General features: G+C 43.0%; 9 protein-coding genes. 8 read left to right on the forward strand and 1 reads right to left on the reverse strand.

Going from position 1 to position 16,601, the window contains the following annotated elements; all coding sequences use genetic code 11:
• Positions 1 to 8: 8 nt before the first annotated feature.
• Complete coding sequence (locus BMY70_RS00855) at positions 9 to 3,434, reverse strand: ThuA domain-containing protein (RefSeq protein WP_229209480.1); 3,426 nt, start codon at positions 3,432 to 3,434, stop codon at positions 9 to 11.
• A gap of 255 nt (positions 3,435 to 3,689) precedes the next feature.
• Here BMY70_RS00855 and BMY70_RS00860 point away from each other — a divergent pair, with 255 nt between their 5' ends.
• The 8 genes from BMY70_RS00860 (at position 3,690) to BMY70_RS00900 (ending at position 16,491) form a co-directional block, all read left to right on the forward strand.
• Positions 3,690 to 4,451 (forward strand): NrtR DNA-binding winged helix domain-containing protein, encoded by a 762-nt coding sequence (locus BMY70_RS00860; RefSeq protein WP_090332544.1) that lies wholly within the window; start codon positions 3,690 to 3,692, stop codon positions 4,449 to 4,451.
• A 184-nt stretch (positions 4,452 to 4,635) separates the two neighbouring features.
• Complete coding sequence (locus BMY70_RS00865) at positions 4,636 to 5,436, forward strand: alpha/beta fold hydrolase (protein ID WP_090330852.1); 801 nt, start codon at positions 4,636 to 4,638, stop codon at positions 5,434 to 5,436.
• A gap of 215 nt (positions 5,437 to 5,651) precedes the next feature.
• Positions 5,652 to 7,235 (forward strand): Na+/H+ antiporter, encoded by a 1,584-nt coding sequence (locus tag BMY70_RS00870; protein WP_090330856.1) that lies wholly within the window; start codon positions 5,652 to 5,654, stop codon positions 7,233 to 7,235.
• A gap of 191 nt (positions 7,236 to 7,426) precedes the next feature.
• Positions 7,427 to 7,726 (forward strand): hypothetical protein, encoded by a 300-nt coding sequence (locus BMY70_RS00875; protein WP_090330858.1) that lies wholly within the window; start codon positions 7,427 to 7,429, stop codon positions 7,724 to 7,726.
• 430 nt (positions 7,727 to 8,156) lie between these two features.
• Positions 8,157 to 10,346 carry a hypothetical protein gene (locus tag BMY70_RS00885; RefSeq protein ID WP_090330866.1) on the forward strand — a complete coding sequence of 730 codons (2,190 nt, stop codon included), beginning with the start codon at positions 8,157 to 8,159 and terminating at the stop codon, positions 10,344 to 10,346.
• 770 nt (positions 10,347 to 11,116) lie between these two features.
• Complete coding sequence (locus BMY70_RS00890; RefSeq protein ID WP_090330869.1) at positions 11,117 to 12,658, forward strand: hypothetical protein; 1,542 nt, start codon at positions 11,117 to 11,119, stop codon at positions 12,656 to 12,658.
• Between the two features lie 83 nt (positions 12,659 to 12,741).
• The gene (locus tag BMY70_RS00895; protein WP_090330872.1) at positions 12,742 to 14,544 is read left to right on the forward strand and encodes a carboxypeptidase-like regulatory domain-containing protein; all 1,803 of its coding nucleotides are present in this window, start codon (positions 12,742 to 12,744) and stop codon (positions 14,542 to 14,544) included.
• A 57-nt stretch (positions 14,545 to 14,601) separates the two neighbouring features.
• Positions 14,602 to 16,491 (forward strand): Dyp-type peroxidase, encoded by a 1,890-nt coding sequence (locus BMY70_RS00900; protein WP_090330874.1) that lies wholly within the window; start codon positions 14,602 to 14,604, stop codon positions 16,489 to 16,491.
• The last annotated feature ends 110 nt before the right edge of the window (positions 16,492 to 16,601 follow it).

The following is a 16,601-nucleotide window of genomic DNA, read 5'->3' on the forward strand; positions in this document are numbered from 1 at the left end:
GCGTTAAACTACTGCTCGGCGTTTTCTAAAAGTTTAAATTCCGAGCCAATAACAATCATCAGTGAATGCTCTTCTGCTTTGGGATTTACGAAAACAAGATACACATCGTGTAGTTGGCTATCTGATTTTGAAGGGGTCTTAACGGGTACGGAAAGCAATGTTGGCTTAAAGTCCAGCGCTTCGGACGGTTCCAGCAGCGCAGATTCCCCAATCAAAGCTCCCGAAGGACTATCCATTCGCAATTCAATTTTTCCACCGGCCGCATTTAGCTGCGGCTTGGGAGCCATTGCCTGGATCTGTAATTCCGAAATCGCATTCAGATCGATTTGTTTCAATACCATATAAGCGCCCGGCTTTGAAGCTATCGCCAGATTCATACCATTGTTAGAAACCTTCATCATATTATCGTAATCATCGAAACCATGTACATCTATTTTTGAATTTCTAAGGGTAAATGACTGCTCAGATCTTACAGACGGAAGCCCGCTCGCGCCACTGTCTTCATAGGAGGCCCTGACGATAAAAATCCCTTTCCCTTTATCGCCCGAAGGAACTTTGGCCACGTAGGTACCTTTTACAGGCAATGACTTCACCTTTGATTTTTCATTGCTGATATTTAAAATATACTTAACCATTTCCGACGCTTCGCCTGCCGTTAATTGCGGATGTGCTGCCATCGCTGTCTCGCCCCAAACGCCACCACCGCCGGAAATCACCTTTTTAGTCAGTTTTTCAGCTGCTGAATTATCCCCTTTATATTTTGCGGCCACTTCCCGATAAGCAGGTCCGATCGACTTCTTGTCGACGCTGTGGCAGGCTTTGCAATCGCTTGCTTCGATCAGCTTTTTGCCGTTGGCAAACAAAGCACTCGCATCCGCGGAACGGTGCCCCTGAGCAATCGCGATTTTATCAAAACCTTCGGCCAGGTAGTCAATGCTGACGGCGACCTGCTCAGGATCAATGCCTTTCCCCAGCGTTCCATCTTCCTTATCCCGAACATTTATGTCGTAATGAAATGGTTTATTGGCCGCATAAAACGACTTGTTACTGCCAGGCATATCCAGCGTCAGAACAGGCGGTTCATTGCCTACCGTAATTTCCATAGCCTGCGAACTGATTCCGCCTTTACCATCATTTACCGTCAGCACAGCTTTGTAAACGCCCGTTTTAGCAAGTATCAAGTTTGCATCTGGTGTATTGATCACTTTTTGAAAACCATTTTTCGAGGAAACTTTCCAGGAATATTTCAGAAGGTCATCGTCTGCATCCATCGTCCCCTTCGCAGTAAGTCTGAGCGCCATCGGGGCAGCTCCACCCATTTGGTTTGCACTGATCTGAAGCTGCGGTTTACGGTTCCCTCCATTGTATTCGATCCGGATCAGGCGTGCATCATTATTGGCAGAAAACCAACCTGTCCCATATTCGAGCATATATAAGTCACCATTTTCTGCAAATTCCATATCCATAGGATTGGAGAATTTATAGCTTGGCATAAAGCGCTCCATGGAAGAAAAGTTTCCTTCACCGTCCATAGATACAGCCATTATCCAGCCACGCATCCAGTCGTAAGCCAGTAGTTTGCCATTATAATAATCCGGAAAGACGCCGGGCGCCTTTTTAAAATGATCCGCATAAAATACAGGCCCGGCCATCGCATTTCTTCCGCCGGTCCCCACCAATGGAAAATCCTGAGAAGCCGCATAAGGATACCAGATAAATGCTTTTTGAGCAGCAGGCAGCACTTTGAGTCCGGTATTATTAGGAGAAGTGTTCGAAGGCGCATTAACATCCCACTTCTCCAGCGATTTTTTATTTGCAAAGTCGTATCTGTTATAAGCTTTGTTATCACCTACAAAATGTGGCCAGCCGAAGTTACCAGCCTTCCGCGCCTGCCCCACTTCATCGTGACCGGCCGGCCCTCTGCTCGAATCAGGTTTGGCAGCATCAGGTCCAACCTCTCCCCAATATACGTAATTTGTTTTTTGATCCACCGAAATTCGGAACGGATTGCGGTGGCCCATAGTGTAAATTTCCGGACGCGTATCTGCTGTTCCTTTCGGGAAAAGGTTTCCGTCGGGTATCGTGTAGGTACCATCCGGCTGCGGTTTAATCCGTATTATTTTTCCACGGAGATCGTTGGTATTCGCAGATGATTTTTGTGCGTCCCACGCGCTTCTCCCCTCCTGCTCGTCGCTCGGGCTATAACCATTTGAGCCGTGTGGATTTGTGTTATCGCCGGTAGATAGATAAAGGTTTCCAGCTTTGTCCCAGGCAATTGATCCGCCGGTATGGCAGCACTCTTCACGCTGCGTTGGTACGTCCAAAAGCACTTTTTTTGATTCCATTACCAGCTCATCACCCCGCAATTCAAACCGGGCTAATATATTTTTCGGCTCCTCAGGAACGGAATAATAAAGGTAGATCCAGTGATTCTCATTAAAATTCGGATCTTTATTCAGCCCCAAAAGCCCGTCTTCGCCCATCGACTCCTTCCCCTGCTTATTTTTGTATTTCAGGCTGACAGGTATTTTCGCTATGGTCTTGAGTTCCTTTGTTTTTAAATTATAAAGCCTCACATCACCCTTGCGCTGGATAAATAAAACTCTGCCATCATTCAAAACGCTGAGTTCCATCGGCTCGTCAAGTTTTTCCTCCAGGATCACCTTCGCAAAGCGATTTTCTTCCGGCCTTGCTTTCCGGTAATCCAAAGGTTTGGGCTCAGCACCACCAGCTGCGTATTTTATACCTGCGAAAAGGTGGTTCAAAAACAATGGCTCTGAAAATGTTTCATCTGTATGCCCCATCGCTGTATAAAACGATCTTCCACCATCAAACTCCTGATACCAGCTGATTGGGTGAAAGTCCGGATTTTTACCGCCTGTATAACTTTTTTCATCAATTTTCAGAACGACATTTATTTTGGGAGAAATATCTTTGAAGCTGTAAAATTCGTCTTTTCGTTCAAATTCATCGGGCATGCCCTGTGTAGCCCAATGATTTTTTTTAGTGACGATAAATTTACCATTCTGGACGTTGCTGGGTGTCATCGGATGGTCCAGAAAATAAGCTCCTGCCAATTTTCCATACCATGCCCAGCCATATTCCGTATCAGTCGCCGCGTGAACACCTACATAACCACCTCCCGCCTGAATATATCTTTCAAATGCAATCTGCTGCTGGTCGCTGAGAACATCGCCGGTTGTGTTCAAAAATAAAACGGCATTATATTTTTGAAGATTTTTATCTGAGAACTGCGCGGCATCTTCCGTAAAACTTGTCGTAAAACCTTTCTCTGTTGCCAATTTGGACAAGGCTTTTTTTCCGGCATCGATCGAAGCATGTCTGAACGACGCTGTTTTGGAAAAAACCAGGATGTTGAAAGCAGTCGTTTGGGCGTAGGTAAGAGAAGTTGACAGATATAAGCCCAGGCACATGAGCCTGATTAGTATCGGTTTTACATGCATCGCGGAAATCATTTAGGTTATCGATAACCAAAAGTATAATTAATTTTAATATTGTCTATAAATTAGACAATAAATATTTTTATGTTTTACATTTACATTATACAACTCAGTTCCAATCAATATCCTGCTTCCCTTCAAACTTTGCCAACAACTGGTGCCAGATACTTTTACTTTCAGTGCTTGGCAGAAAACTGTAATTTCGTAATCTTATCAAAATACTCAGGAATGCACAATATCAGTGAACAGAATTTCATTCAGCAACTCTCTATCGATTGCGTCATTTTCGGTTACGAAGCAAAGCAGCTTAAAGTATTGGTCTCAACGCTGAATTTCAATGGGGACTTCCTGGCTCTTCCCGGCGGTTTTGTTTATCAGGCTGAGGACATAGACGACGCAGCTAGCAGAATTCTTCAGGAGCGCACAGGGCTTAGCGAGATTTATCTGGATCAGTTTTATGTTTTTGGCAAAGCTGCCCGCAATAGCCAGCATTTTATGAATGAGTTGCTTAGTCAGAATCCCGATATGCAGATTCAAACGAAGGAAAACCAGGAGCAGTACGATTGGTTTACAAAGAGATTTATCTCGATCGGATATTATGCGCTGGTTGATATAAAGAAAGTAGTTCCTCAAAAGACAGAACTTGACAAATCCATCAGCTGGCTGGATATCAATAACATACCAACTCTAATCATCGATCACAATGTAATTGTGGAAAAGGCGCTTGAATGTCTGAGACAACATCTTGATGAAAAACTTCTGGCATTTAACCTGCTGGCTGAAACCTTTACAATGAAAGAGGTTCAGCAGCTTTACGAAGCGATTTTTGACAAACCATTTGCCCGCAACAATTTTCAAAAAAAGATCCTGGATCTTAACGTTTTGGAAAGGCTGGAAAAAAAGTTTACGGGCGCAGCCAACAAGGCTCCGTTTTTGTACAGGATGAAAAACCTGAACCGCACCGATAATCCCGACTTAAGAATTCCTTAAAGTGTGTCAAAAGGTATTTTGTCCTAAATACCCTCTTCATCTGCGTAAATGCCCACATCTCATATGCGGTTATTCCCATAACTTTGCCCTTATTACAAAATTTGAGAGCGGTATTATTTCGTATTGTTATTAGCTCAATAATAAATCTTCCGGACCAACTAAATCGTTATGCCCAATAAAAATTATGGAAGCTGCAGCAAATTCTGATGAGATGAAACACAAAAGCGGTTATGCCGATGTGAATGGAATAAAAATGTACTACGAAATTTACGGTGAGGGGTTCCCTCTTGTTCTTATCCACGGTGGCGGCTCTACTATCCAAACAACTTTCGGACGTGTTATCCCAAAGCTTGCAGTATACCGACAGTTGATCTGTGTAGAATTACAGGCCCACGGAAGAACGAGCGACCGAGATTCTGAACTTAGTTTTGAACAGGATGCCGATGATGTGCATCAGATCCTGAATATTCTCCGGGTAAAGAAAGCGGATTTTTTCGGATTCAGCAATGGAGGCAATACGGCCCTGCAGATTGCGATAAGGCACCCTGAAATGTGCAGGAAAATAATAGCCGGATCTATTCTGCTAAAACGGGAAGGTACCTCCTCTGAATTCTGGGAATTTATGAAAAATGGCACTTTCGATCAAATGCCTCAGCAGTATAAAGATGCCTTTCTCAGGGTCACGCCTGACAGCATAAAACTTTTTAATATGTATCAAAAGTGCGCAAGCAGAATGATTGGTTTTCAGGATTTCAGTGATGAGAAAATCAAGTCTATCAACGCGCCTGTTCTTTTGGTCAACGGAGATGCTGATGTAGCGAGTTCTGAGCATATCGTGCAAATGTCCAAATTAATCCCGCATTGCAATCTGACCATTATTCCGGGTGCGCATGGGGAGTATATCGGCGAAATCACGACAATTGACTCGCATAAAAATATTTTCCCCATTATACCACTGCTGATAAAGTTCCTTGATGCCGTTTAAAATTATGTAAGTACATGTCTTGATTTTCATATAACGTAAGTCTTATTCCTTGCTCGGGTTTCGGAGAATTTACGGTTATCCAAAACTGTAAAGGTAGTTACTCTTGAACATTACTTTTGTATAAATTTTGCAGAGGTGAAAGGCAATTGGCCCATAACATTGCCTTGAAAAAAAGATATTTTCGTATCATTACATAACTGAACTGAATCTTTTGGATGCACAATAATCTACCCTTTATTCTTGCCATGATTGCCGCGATCGTGCTGCTGAACACGCTAGCCGGTAAACTTCGCATCGCCTATCCCATCGTCTTGATCGTAGCTGGGCTGCTAGTCGGCTTTTTTCCCGGTTTGCCGATGGTAAAAATTGATCCGGATCTTATCTTTTTTATTTTCCTGCCTCCACTTCTGTTTGAAGCTTCCTGGAACATTTCATTTAAAGAGATGAAGAAATGGTGGCGTATTATCGGAAGTTTTGCATTTCTGGTCGTTTTTTTCTCCGCTTTGTCTGTTGCTGTGGTCGCCCACCATTTTCTTCCCGGATTTACTCTGGCACTTGGTTTTCTGCTGGGTGGGATCGTATCGCCGCCCGATGCGGTCAGTACAGGCGCGATTACCAAATTTGTAAAAATCCCCAAAACGACATCAGCTATTCTGGAAGGTGAAAGTCTTCTCAACGATGCCTCTTCACTGATTATTTTCCGATTTGCGTTAATCGCCGTTGGAACAGGCCAGTTCTTCTTGCAACAAGCAGCACTAAGTTTTTTATGGATGGTCATCGGAGGCGTAGGAATTGGATTGTTCCTGGGATGGATTTTTATTCAAGCACATAAACGCCTTCCACTGGACGCCCCATCCAATATTGCCCTGACGCTGATTGAACCATATTTTATGTACTGGCTAGCTGAACAGCTCCACTGCTCCGGGGTGCTTGCAGTAGTCAGCGGCGGGCTGTTTTTATCAGCCAAGCGCCTGATATTTTTTAACAGTTCCAGCCGTATTCAGAGCTCGAGTGTGTGGGAAAGTTTTGTGTTTATCCTGAATGGAATCGTATTTCTCATCATAGGACTCGAGCTTCCCGAAATTGTTGACGGTCTGCGCCAGAAAGGTATTCCTTTAACGACTGCGATCAGCTCGGGAGTCCTTGTTACCGGGGTGCTTATTGCCTCGCGCATCATCAGTTCTTATGCAGCGTTACTGGCTACTTATATCTTCCGTCCCGCCGTTATTCCTCATGCAAGATCTAACCGCAGACGCTGGCTGATGCCGCTGCTTCTAGGATGGACAGGGATGCGCGGAGTCGTCTCGCTGGCAGCAGCCCTTGCAATACCAATCACACTTGAAAATGGTTCCGACTTCCCGCAGCGAAACCTGATTCTGTTTATCACATTTGTCGTCATATTTTTGACTTTGGTGTTGCAGGGCTTAACCCTACCTGTTTTAATAACTCGGTCTGGTTTGTTTGAAGGCGTAGTGGAAGAACAACCCGAAGAAGACACGAGGCGAAAAATAAAACATGGATTGAAAGCACATATTTACCAGTTTTTAAAAAGCAGGCATGTAACCGCATCCAGTGATCAGGCAATCATAGAAAAGCTTCTTTTTCAGTGGGAAGAGCGCGCCAAAGCGTCCGACGATAGCTGGATGAGCGAAAATACGAAAGCTATTTTTCTGGAATTGCTGGAAGTGCAGCGGCAGTACCTAACCGAGCTTAACAAAGATCCGCTGATCGACGAAACGCTGATACGGCAACAATTATATCAAATTGATCTCGAAGAAGAAAGACTAAAAATTATCTAAAATCGCCGCTGCCTTTTTAAATGGGCGATAATAATCATATGTTTAAAATGTAATACTTTACATCTTAACCCCGCAGTACATGTGGGCGTGTCGCTGAGCAAGGTAAAGCCGTTTCTCATGATTAATCCTGGAAGCTAGTTTGACTACAAATTGCCAATCTGTAATTTGCAATCCAGTTTTCAACAAAACAAGTGAGCCGCCAGGCTGACATTTCTTTTTGCTGCTCTGGCGGTTATGATCAGTTGCCCCTGGGCTTCTTCGATTTGCTTCTTTTAAAGCCGAACAGCCCATTAAAGAAATTGGAGTTTGGTAAAGTTTTTTTGCGCATCGGTTTCTATACCACTCGCCTGGTATCTATTGCACGATGGCTTCCTAGCTATCAGTATCGACTTGAAATATCCTGGTGGGTTTTCATTACAGTACTCAATGTCAGTTATCAGACGATCCGTGTAGCACCGCCGGATCCGGTTCAATTTCTCAAACCAGAATAATTAACTCGGACGATTATTGAATGGAGCTGAAAAAACTTCAACGACCAGGCTTTTCGGTGGAGTTTCTTGGATTATGCCCGTTGCTTTTTTTTGTCCCGGTAAAATATTTAATAGTGAGCTATTTTCTGAGCACCTGCAGATTTAATGCCGTCTTTCTGCTTCCCAACAGCCGCCCCCTTTTAAATATTCTGCTCACAAATTAAATGTATAGTTTCCGAAAGCTGATCATTCCCCTAGACACTCGACAGTTTTAGTACATTTTAACGGCCTGAAATTCAAACACATAAGTCTGTGTTGTATCTTATCAAACGGTATACAAAAAACATAACAGATCCCTTATGTTTGAAGAATAATGGAAGCACGACACAATTTTCAATTAAATGTGTCCTGACAATGCCTGGATTCATTTACTGTTTCAAAATGTCACAATATGAAAATTTTCCGTCAGCATCTACTGGCGCTCTGGCAGGTATCCAGAAGTGTCGGCATTATTTATTTTATGTTATCTGCCTGCGCTGCTGTTCTTATTCTGCCGGATCAATCTCAGGATATGATTGACGAGTTTGGGCAACAGAATATATTTAGAGATTATTTTCTGTTTAAATCAATTTCAGTGTGCGTATGGACTATCACGATCCTTGCCTGCTCACGGATCTTGCTACTTTCACCCAATGAGGTTGATATTCTATCGAATAAAATTGCTAGTAAATTCTGGATGTTATGGCTACCCCGGCTTCTGGGATTATCCGCAGGGTTGATTTTGGCTTTTGCTTTCAATCAGGATGGACATGGGTGGCATAGTCTGGTTATCGTGTGTTACAGTGTCTTTACCGTCATTCTTTTTATTTCGATCGAGCGATTAAGCCAAAAAAAAGCAACATTTTACCAACCTGTACGCAAAACTTACCTGAGTAATCTAAAAGCTAAACAAACCCAGACTCCAGCACGACAGAAAAAGACTTCGCTAAAAACAGATTTTCTGGAACTGACCAGCAATCGGTTGCTTCGTTACAGCTTGTACGTAGGAGTTCTATTAATGGCACTAATTTTTTTTCTATTTCTTATTCCCCTTTTTACAAGTTCTGTTGAAATCGGCCAATTCTTCTCAGCTATATATATCGTGCTTTTAGGATTCTCATTTTATACGGGTCTGGGAACGCTGATTGCCTATTTTTCAAATTTTAGAACAAGACCTATTGCGTTGTTGTTTCCGCTATATTTTTATCTGATTTCTCCGTTTAACGACAACTCTCAGATAAGACAGTTTAATACAATCCACGCGCGTCAGGTTGAAATAAAAACTCAGTTTGCAAGATGGTTATCAGCACGTCATGTAGCCCCAGGCGATAGTATACCTATGATAATCATTGCCACCGAAGGAGGCGGAATTCGGGCTGCGGTATGGACAAGCCAGTTACAATTTCGTATTAATGAGCAGATTCCTGGATTTAACAGATATACCTTCGCTATTTCAGGTGTCTCAGGCGGCGGGGTTGGTGCATGCTTTTATTTAGCATATCTGAGCGACAGTTTAAAATATAAAAACAACCGGTCTTTTGGTAAAGGCGGTTTGGATTCGGTCCTGCAAAATGACTTTGTATCGCCAGTAATCGGAGGATATTTTTTTAACGAGTCATTGCAACTGATCTCCCCATGGGCTGTTAGGCAGCTGGACAGAACGAAACGACTGGAAGATGCCTGGGCACAGGCTTATAAAAATCAGTTTAATCAGGTTGACGGACCTGATACCGTCGATACGTTCAACAATGAGTATTTAGCGCTGTTCCGCGATTCGGTGAATTGTGAAATTCCTTCACTGATCCTAAACGGCACCCTTGCTGAAACCGGCCAGAAAACAGTAGTATCTAATTTAAAAACTAACGGCAAACAAAGCTTCAAAGATGTTGTCGATATTCTTTCTGTGACACAACGCGATATGCCTTTGAAAACAGCGGCGACAATGTGCTCCCGTTTCCCTTTTGTGACCTCGGGCGGTCTTTTTAAATCACGCAGCAAATCCGCCACCGGAATCCAGTCGGGCCATGTTACCGATGGAGGAAATTTTGATAATACTGGTATGGAAACTGCAGTTCAACTTTTAACGGGACTTCTGCCCGGCATTGATTCACTGCGAAGAGATGACATCACAGTCATACCTTATATTTTGTTTTTTAAGAATTCGCAGTCTGAGGAATTGAGCTATCCAAAGCTGGTCGAAGCTCAGAAAACCAACCGTGGACTGGGAATTCCGATCAATAGTTTTTTCAATCCGTGGAATAGAGGCAGCGATACCAGAGATGCGCTTTACAAAGCATTAACACCATTTACCAACCCGAACGTCCGTTATTTAAGCTTTAAAATTGACTATCGCACCGGCGATTTTAAAAATCGTCAAAACCTGAGATTACCTTTGGGATGGACAATTTCCCGGTCGGCAACCAAACATATCCATATAAAGGCCGATTCGCTGATTCATGCAAAATCAAAGGATATTGAATTTAAAACGCTGAAAAGATTAGTGACGGCCAGAGGGTCTGTATCAGCCAATCTTTCTACGGATTATTTTCTTGGGCGATTACCCGATCTTCCACAAGATATAGTCCAGCCTCGAAGAAAATAAGTCAGCAACCTTTATAATTTCCGCTCAACATGTCCAGAAAAGGTGAAGAATAGCTTATCAGGAAGCTGCCATGAAGATGTTTTGTTAAGAAAGGCGCGTCGCAATACAATGGAATGTTTTGGCGTAGAGAACTTGTTTGAGAGGAAGAAAACACCCTGCCTGTCTACAGTGCGCCCTGGATCAACAAGGAGCTAATGCATTTCAATTCCCGAAAATAGTGGGCTATGATGCCACAAACAGCAGGAAAATATTTTTTCCTTTATGCCAAATAAGCAGCAGGAAATGTTACTTTCTCACTGAATAAACATTTATTGAAAGCCCTGTTTTACAGATAAATGCATCATAATTTTCAGAGAAAAACCACTTAATAAGTTCAGCATAAAAACAGGCGAACAACAAAAATATTTTTATAGATTTGGTCATTCGAAAGATAATCTCCTCTTCTTCTGTAACACTCGACGTTCAAATCTTTGTCTGGCAACTCGTTGAATAACGGCGAGATATGTTTTAAAAATGGCATATCTTATAGGGCTTTCCAAATCGATACCTTAAACCATTAGCTAAACCGCATTTAACTTATCATCATTTATTGCTGATCCAGTATTGGTTCTTCTGTTGAGCCTGCTCCTGTAAATCAGTCCTATTTTTATTTTCCCGACTTATTGTCGGGTTGAAAACGTATTGCCTTAATTCTTACCTCCGGAATCAAAAATCAGAGGCGTGACACTGTTCGACGAAAAGGATCAGTACCAATTAAAAAATACATTTTTATGGCTGACAATCCAATGCCAGATAACCTGATGAATTCAGTTTTGGCTAAACTCTACGACATTATTGCAAATGGTGATGGAGTGACCGTTCCCAAATCGGAGGATATTTTTTTTACCTGGTGCTCTCCGGGTATTCCATTCGACGAAAATGAATTTGACTTTTTGCGGCAAGGACTGACAGGGGTGATAAAACCAGAATCGTTGATAACGAAAGATGCAGCCGGAAATGAAACCAGACGAGAGTTGACAGACGTAGAGCGGGCCGAGCTTCTGGCATCAAACACCACTCAGATGTATATGCAAGCCGAGTCTTTTGCACGATTTGTTGACTTTGTACCGGATGCGTCCGGTATCAACGATGCGCTGACCAGAATGAATATCAAAAATGACGAAGGGACACTATCAGATATTTACGAGTTCGTTCTGCGTTTTAGTCAGGTCGCCAATACGGAGTTGACTCCCGACGAAAAGGCAAAAATTGAAAAATACCGGCAGCTTCTACAAGTGGAAAGGGAAAAAGAAGACATCCTGACCGGTGAAAAAATAAAGGTGATGGAGGAGAGCCCTCTGGTGAAAGCGTATGCAGAGAAGCGTGCGGCCTGGGAGGAAGCTTCTCTGATCTATAATAATTCAAGAATCAATGCACTGACTGCTTCAACGCCCCGAGACGTTCACGATTTCGCAATCAATGCCAACATATACAGAAGCCGGGTCAATTTTGCTCTTAATGACTGGATAAACAATGGCTTCAAGAATGAATTCGAAGGCATTGCGGCAAGAATTGACCAGATGAGCTCGCGGGATCTTACCATAATAAAAGCGCTTTACAAAGACGCAATGGCCAAGGCCAAACTGACGGGCATTGCCAGCGGAGGGGACTTTTATTATACTTCGCTGGCGCCTGCCGGTTTTGTAAAATCAAGGGGATGGACCCGGTTTACCTTTACCAATAACGATTACAGTTACTATTCAAATAAAACGACCACCACTGCAAGCGGTATGGGCGGATTAAGCCTTGGCTTGTTCAACATTGGTGGGTCGGGCGGCGGTACGAAAACCAAAGTAAACACCCAGGCAGACATGAGCAACTTTGAGCTTTCATTCGAAATTGCGCAAGTGAGCATTCAGCGCTCCAACTGGTTTAAATTAAATTTCCTTACGAGCAATACCTGGCGTTTTGACCCAGCAAATCCCGAATCGAAAGGGGACTTTTTAAGTGATGGGAAGCGCCCTCCCAGCATTGAGTCTCTTATGCCTGCTTTTGCCACTTCCATGATCTTTATCCGGGGACTAAATTTAAAATTTCGAAATTCGCTGTCTGTCGGACAAACCCTGGAATCGGCAGCCAATGCAGGAGGCGCTCTGAGTTTTGGTCCTTTTTTTATGGGGGGCAATGCGAAAAAAACTACTTCAGAAGCAAAAAGACAGTTTCATAGTGACAGCCAAGGTATAAGTGTGGATGGCTTGCAGTGTATCGGCTTTAAATGCCATTTGATGCCACTTTCTCCTAATCCAAATCTTTCCATTACTAATTGGGTTTAACGATATTCTCCCTGGCCTTCAAGCGAAAAGGCCAGGGAATCCGGTTTTTTACACGATCAGTTCACTCCAAAAATTTCTTAGCCATGAGTTTAATTCCTGCGATGTTCCAGTACATAAAAAAAATTGTTGGTACTAATAGTGAAAAGCAGATTGCCTTTGCTCCACTGGCAACTCCCTTTACCAACGAGGATTTTTTGTTTCTTGACGCAGAAGTATATCAGCGGGATCCTGGCAGATTTTACGATGAGGCATCAGAATTTTCTCAAAAGGCCAATTCTATTGTCAAAAAAGCAGGTGTTTGGGAAATTGATTCAGACAACTTCCTGTATGACAGATATGCTGAAATTTTAAATAATGCCAGACTGATTGAAGATCGTGATTTCAATCAAGACGAACTTGAAAAGCAGCAATCCGCCCGAAAGATCCTGTATGGCGCAGACGATTTGCCAACCGAATCTTTTGTCCGTTACAAATCTTTTGAAAAACAATATAAACAGATACTTCAAAATGTTCAGTCACACCAGGCATCAGAACCTTCTGACCGGGCATTATGGGAGGCAAAATTAAGTGAGCTGGAGGATGCGCTGCGAGATAAAGAACTTGAATGGAAAGCGCTCGGTGCAAAAGCAGTTATTGAAAATGCTATGAAAGCCTTTGATGAGCCCAAGGAAAACGCTGAGAGATCCGCATTTGCAGTCCAGTGGCAGGAAGCGAAAACAGTCTTTAATACATTAAAAGCAGAAAACATTAGCTCAGGGGCAGAAATATATCCAATGGGTTGTATTCCCAATAACCTCTACCAATATAATCAGCAGCCTTGGGCAAAAGTTCATCTGAACAGGAATGAGATTGACGCACTAACTGACGAATTTGAAAATAATCCTGAAAGCGAAGCCTTGCGTTCAGTCTTCGATCAGGATGATTTTGTAACGCTCGAAAGCATCGCCTTTGATATATGCCGCGTTGTTCTTTCCCGGGCCTGGTTTAAGGAAAACCTTCTGTTCAGCAAATACTGGGATTACCCCGGCGTACAAGTTTCGACAAGCGATACTCAATCTTTTCAAGGGACAATACCCGCCTATCCAACTGAATTTATCCTGGTTCGAAATATAACGCCGGAACTGGCAGCAAATTCACCTGGTAATGAAACCATTAAAAGCGAACTCCTGGCCGGTTCCGCTGTATTTCTTGGCCCTTTCCTATTGAAAAACGCGGTTGCGTCACAGTTAAACCCCAACGTTCTTCAAGTCCAAAATTACACAGCGCAGCAGTTAAAAGTGCTTGCCGGAGTGCCCGGTCAAAGTATAACCGTCCACGATCGCCGCACAAAGAAGGCTGCCATGGGCGTACTCAAAACAGTACATAGCAACAGCATGCAAAAAGCTCTTTCTGCCAGAAGCTCTTTGATGCTGAATGCTGAAAAGTCTCCGCGACTCTTTCGGCCAACCTCTAATTCTGGCGGCAGACTAACCAAGCCTTTCGAAAGAGAAGGATACATCTGGGTGATCGATCACTGGGAAAGAAAAAGAGCCCATCCACCAGTTGGATTCCGCCTTTCCGGAAAAATCGTTGACGAAAAAAACACGCCCATAGCCGGCGCACAGATTGATATTTTAAGTGCGGCCCTTACGATTCCCAAAACGTTGCCAACCGACGAAAAAGGGATGTTTTTGGATCCTACGTTAAAGCCCGGGACCTATCATTTGACAGTCAGAAAAGAGGGTTATTCTATTCTGGAAAGGGATATTGTGCTCACAGGCAATCTGGATCTTAATGCCTTATCCATCAATTCAATCAAGCCCATCGACAGTTTTTTATTATTAGGGGTGGTTTACAAAAAACTCCCCAAACTACCTGATCCCATTCCCGGAGAGAAATATTTTTGACCTCTCGGTTTTCAGCTTTTTAATGCGTGTGTACAAAACATTTAATTCTAGTTTGTTATGAAAACCCACGATTTTCTAATTTGTGCTTTTCATGGTGATGTAACAGTATATGTAGCAGAAGTTTTAAAGGTACTACCTGAAAGTTTTGAATGCAGATTTGTGCATTCCGAAAGCCGTTATACCTTTTCACTGAATACGTGGGCTGTATTAAAAACCACAGGTGCTTTTCGGGTTGGTACCTTGCTGACCTCGCATGAACTTTATACACCTGCACTTGGGCCGCTCCTGTTGAACTCTTTTGTCTCCGTCACCTTTGCAAATGGCAAAAGTTATTTGGGTAGGCTAATTGCGCAGCATCCGCATGTAGTAAGGTTTTTGCATAAAGGCCTGCCGATTTATGTATTTGAAAACAACAAAATCATCAGCTCGGGCGGGATTTATCCAAAGGGCCAATCCATTATTAATATTAATCCGTTCGAATTGGCCAATCAGCAGCCGAAAGACAACGGCGCACCCGATCTGAGTCAAAAAGGCATTAGTTATAATGGCTCTGCGTTTCAGAGAATCGCCTCCGAAATTCAGGGCAACATTGTCAAGTCGCATGGTCGTGACCATTCGTCACATATTCTATTCCGCTTTAATCCACAAAAACAGGAAGACGCAAAAGCATTTATAAGCGAGTTTGCCGTAACAAAGCTAACTAGTGCCTGGAAGCAAAAACAGGACAGCGATAAAATAACAACGGAAAAAAAACTTGCCACTCAGGAAAATAGAAACCCGAAGCTCGAAGCACTTCAAACGATGTTCATCAGCCTTCTTCTAAGCGCTGAAGGTTATCAATACCTTAATTTGGACCTAGCCGGTTTTGAGCAGGATTTCAGATCGGGGATGAAAAATGCAAATTTGTCCAGCACCCAGATGTTTGACCGACCGGCTCAATCTTGGGAAACTACCTATCAGAATGAAATTCACGGGATGATCCTGGTTGCATGGGGAGCAGAAGATAGAACTAAACTGGACATTGAAACAGATAACATTACAGCCCGATTACGAAAAAACAATCTGGCATCGGTTCTTGGCATTGAAAAGGGCGATGGACAAAAAAATGCGAATGGAGATCACGTCGAACATTTTGGATATGTGGATGGGATCAGTCAGCCCAAATTTTTCAATGAAGAGTTATCAGAGCTGAAAGAACAGGGAGTCGATACCCTTCGCTGGAATCCACTGATGCCTCTTGACCTTGTACTCACCAGAGACCCTCTTTCAGAAAATCTGTTTTCATATGGCAGCTATTTTGTGTTCAGAAAATTACAGCAGCACACGCAGGCTTTTCGAGAAGCAGTCATAAAGCTTGCAGGCGAACTTTTTACAAATCCGACCAGCGATGATATGGATTGGGCGGGAGCCATGATTGTTGGCCGGTTTAAAAATGGAGTTCCTTTGACACTGAGCAATTCTAATAAGGAAATTGATGGAATTGCTGTTCGAAATGAGACGGTAGGAAAAATAAATGATTTTGACTACAGCCGTGACGCAGACGGATCGCGGTGTCCTTTGCATGCGCATGTCAGAAAAACAAACCCAAGAACAGCTGGCAATGAACAGGAAAAAAGACACATGATGGCGCGGCGCGGCATAAGCTATAAACAACAGACAGGTAGGCAAACCGAAGTCGGATTACTTTTTATGAGCTTTCAATCCAGTATTTTTCAGCAGTTCCAACACCAGCAGGAGGTTTTTGCAAATGATCACACGCAAGGAAAAGATCCAGTGATTGGCCAGGGAGATTTTGAAAATTCCAATCAGCGCTATGCGCCTGTATATGGTAATAAAGCTTCTCTTGTAAGTGCCAAACCATTTCATGGATTCGTTACACTTAAAGGTGGAGAATACTTTTTTGCTCCCTCTATGCAATTTCTGCGCTCTATTGGTCAAAATAGCTAAGTAATAGATAATTCCTTTTGCCGAGTCAGTTAATAGATCTTTCAGTAATAGATTTAAGTGACTTATAAGGAAATGGTAGGTATATTTTCCCTTTTTCATTCTCTCAAATA

The sequence above is a fragment of the Dyadobacter koreensis genome (genome assembly GCF_900108855.1).
GTDB classification, from domain to species: Bacteria; Bacteroidota; Bacteroidia; order Cytophagales; family Spirosomataceae; genus Dyadobacter; species Dyadobacter koreensis.

Bases quoted from the DNA above. Each gene is read 5' to 3' on its own strand.
- BMY70_RS00855 (WP_229209480.1), bottom strand. From the start codon at position 3,434: ATGTGCCTGGGCTTATATCTGTCAACTTCTCTTACCTACGCCCAAACG.
- BMY70_RS00860 (WP_090332544.1), top strand. From the start codon at position 3,690: ATGCACAATATCAGTGAACAGAATTTCATTCAGCAACTCTCTATCGAT.
- BMY70_RS00865 (WP_090330852.1), top strand. From the start codon at position 4,636: ATGGAAGCTGCAGCAAATTCTGATGAGATGAAACACAAAAGCGGTTAT.
- BMY70_RS00870 (WP_090330856.1), top strand. From the start codon at position 5,652: ATGCACAATAATCTACCCTTTATTCTTGCCATGATTGCCGCGATCGTG.
- BMY70_RS00885 (WP_090330866.1), top strand. From the start codon at position 8,157: ATGAAAATTTTCCGTCAGCATCTACTGGCGCTCTGGCAGGTATCCAGA.
- BMY70_RS00890 (WP_090330869.1), top strand. From the start codon at position 11,117: ATGGCTGACAATCCAATGCCAGATAACCTGATGAATTCAGTTTTGGCT.
- BMY70_RS00895 (WP_090330872.1), top strand. From the start codon at position 12,742: ATGAGTTTAATTCCTGCGATGTTCCAGTACATAAAAAAAATTGTTGGT.
- BMY70_RS00900 (WP_090330874.1), top strand. From the start codon at position 14,602: ATGAAAACCCACGATTTTCTAATTTGTGCTTTTCATGGTGATGTAACA.